The sequence below is a fragment of the Mesorhizobium sp. WSM3224 genome (genome assembly GCF_000427725.1).
Classification (GTDB): domain Bacteria; phylum Pseudomonadota; class Alphaproteobacteria; order Rhizobiales; family Rhizobiaceae; genus Mesorhizobium.
The window spans coordinates 1-2,500 of sequence record NZ_ATYO01000009.1; the positions used below are offsets into that span (position 1 = coordinate 1).

Consider the following 2,500-nt stretch of genomic DNA (forward strand, 5'->3'; position numbering starts at 1 on the left):
TGGTTGCGGGGACAGGATTTGAACCTGTGACCTTCAGGTTATGAGCCTGACGAGCTACCGGGCTGCTCCACCCCGCGTCAACTACGAGCAAGCGTTTGCTTGCGTCCTTAGAGGTAAGTTCGAACTTACCCAAATCAAGAGGCCGCCAAATGAAAGGGCCGCTTGCGCGGCCCAGGATCCCGTTGGCGGGCCTTATGCATGTCGCCCAAAAGTGCCTAGCGGTTTTGGGGCAACGACATGCATCACAACAATCGTAAGGAGAAGATTTGTCACCATCCGGACCTCTTTGATCCGGATGTGAGTTGAACATGCGTTTGGCAGACCTGGCAGCGACCTACTCTCCCGCGTCTTGAGACGAAGTACCATCAGCGCTGGAGCGTTTCACGGCCGAGTTCGGAATGGGATCGGGTGCAGCCGCTCCGCCATAACCACCAGGTCGGCAAAACGCACGTTCAAATTCGAGAAGCTGTTTTTGTGCCAAGGCGACGTTGTTCTGCAGACGGCCTCGGGCAAAGCCCGCAAGCGCGACTGCGCGTCGCCGGTCATCCGGCGCCCTCGCGGAGCATAGGCCCTGTGAGGGCCGCTCATGCGTGAGCGCTGGTTTGGGCGACAACCCTGTGGGTTGCGCCTTGATGGATATTAGGAATGAGAACGATCAAGCCTATCGAACTATTAGTACCGGTAAGCTTCAAGCGTTGCCGCTCTTCCACACCCGGCCTATCAACGTGGTCGTCTTCCACGGTTCTCAGGGAATACTCGTTTCAAGGTGGGTTTCCCGCTTAGATGCCTTCAGCGGTTATCCCGTCCGGATATAGCTACCCTGCAATGCGGCTGGCGCCACAACAGGTCCACCAGAGATCCGTCCATCCCGGTCCTCTCGTACTAGGGACAGATCCTTTCAATATTCCTACACCCACGGCAGATAGGGACCGAACTGTCTCACGACGTTCTGAACCCAACTCACGTACCGCTTTAAATGGCGAACAGCCATACCCTTGGGACCTGCTCCAGCCCCAGGATGCGATGAGTCGACATCGAGGTGCCAAACAACCCCGTCGATATGGACTCTTGGGGGTCATCAGCCTGTTATCCCCGGCGTACCTTTTATCCGTTGAGCGATGGCCCTTCCACGCGGGACCACCGGATCACTATGACCGACTTTCGTCTCTGCTCGACTTGTCAGTCTCGCAGTCAGGCAGGCTTATGCCATTGCACTCAGCGAACGATTTCCGACCGTTCTGAGCCCACCATCGCGCGCCTCCGTTACTCTTTAGGAGGCGACCGCCCCAGTCAAACTACCCACCATACATTGTCCCGGACCCGGATAACGGGCCGCGGTTAGACATCCATAGTAATAAGGGTGGTATTTCAAGGGTGGCTCCACCTGAGCTGGCGCCCAGGTTTCAAAGCCTACCACCTATCCTACACATGCCACTACGAATGCCAATGTAAAGCTATAGTAAAGGTGCACGGGGTCTTTCCGTCTAACCGCAGGAACCCCGCATCTTCACGGGGAATTCAATTTCACTGAGTCTATGCTGGAGACAGCGGGGAAGTCGTTACGCCATTCGTGCAGGTCGGAACTTACCCGACAAGGAATTTCGCTACCTTAGGACCGTTATAGTTACGGCCGCCGTTTACTGGGGCTTCGATTCAGAGCTTGCACCCCTCCTCTTAACCTTCCAGCACCGGGCAGGCGTCAGACCCTATACGTCGCCTTGCGGCTTCGCAGAGCCCTGTGTTTTTGATAAACAGTCGCTACCCCCTGGTCTGTGCCACCCTCCTCTGCTTGCGCAGAAAAGGGTCACGCTTCTTCCGAAGTTACGCGTGCAATTTGCCGAGTTCCTTCAGCATAGTTCTCTCAAGCGCCTTGGTATACTCTACCTGACCACCAGTGTCGGTTTCGGGTACGGTCTATAAGGAGGAGCTATTTCCTGGAACCACTCCGCTGCCCGTTCAATCCGATAAGATTGGACAACTTGTGTGATCCGTCACTACCTCCAGGCCCACGAATATTAACGTGGTTCCCATCGACTACGCGTTTCCGCCTCGTCTTAGGGGCCGGCTAACCCTGCTCAGATTAACTTTAAGCAGGAACCCTTGGTCTTTCGGCGGGGGAGTCTCTCACTCCCCTTACGTTACTCATGTCAGCATTCGCACTTCTGATACCTCCACCGCCCCTCACGGGTACGGCTTCATCAGCTTACAGAACGCTCCGCTACCGCTCGTATTGCTACGAACCCTAAGCTTCGGTGTATGGCTTTAGCCCCGTTACATTTTCGGCGCAAAGACCCTTATTTAGACCAGTGAGCTGTTACGCTTTCTTTAAATGATGGCTGCTTCTAAGCCAACATCCTGGTTGTTTTGGGATCCTCACATCCTTTCCCACTTAGCCATAACTTGGGGACCTTAGCTGTAGGTCAGGGTTGTTTCCCTTTTCACGACGGACGTTAGCACCCGCCGTGTGTCTGCCGACTAGTACTCCCAGGTATTCGGAGTT

At 55.2% G+C, this 2,500-nt stretch carries 1 tRNA gene and 2 rRNA genes (1 of these 3 cut by a window edge); all 3 read right to left on the reverse strand.

What is annotated here, in order from left to right:
* A tRNA-Met gene (locus YU3_RS0116940) sits at positions 1-77 on the reverse strand.
* Between the two features lie 244 nt (positions 78-321).
* Positions 322-436 (reverse strand): 5S ribosomal RNA (gene rrf, locus YU3_RS0116945).
* Between the two features lie 215 nt (positions 437-651).
* A 23S ribosomal RNA gene (locus YU3_RS0116950) occupies positions 652-2,500 on the reverse strand; it runs 1,009 nt beyond the window's last position.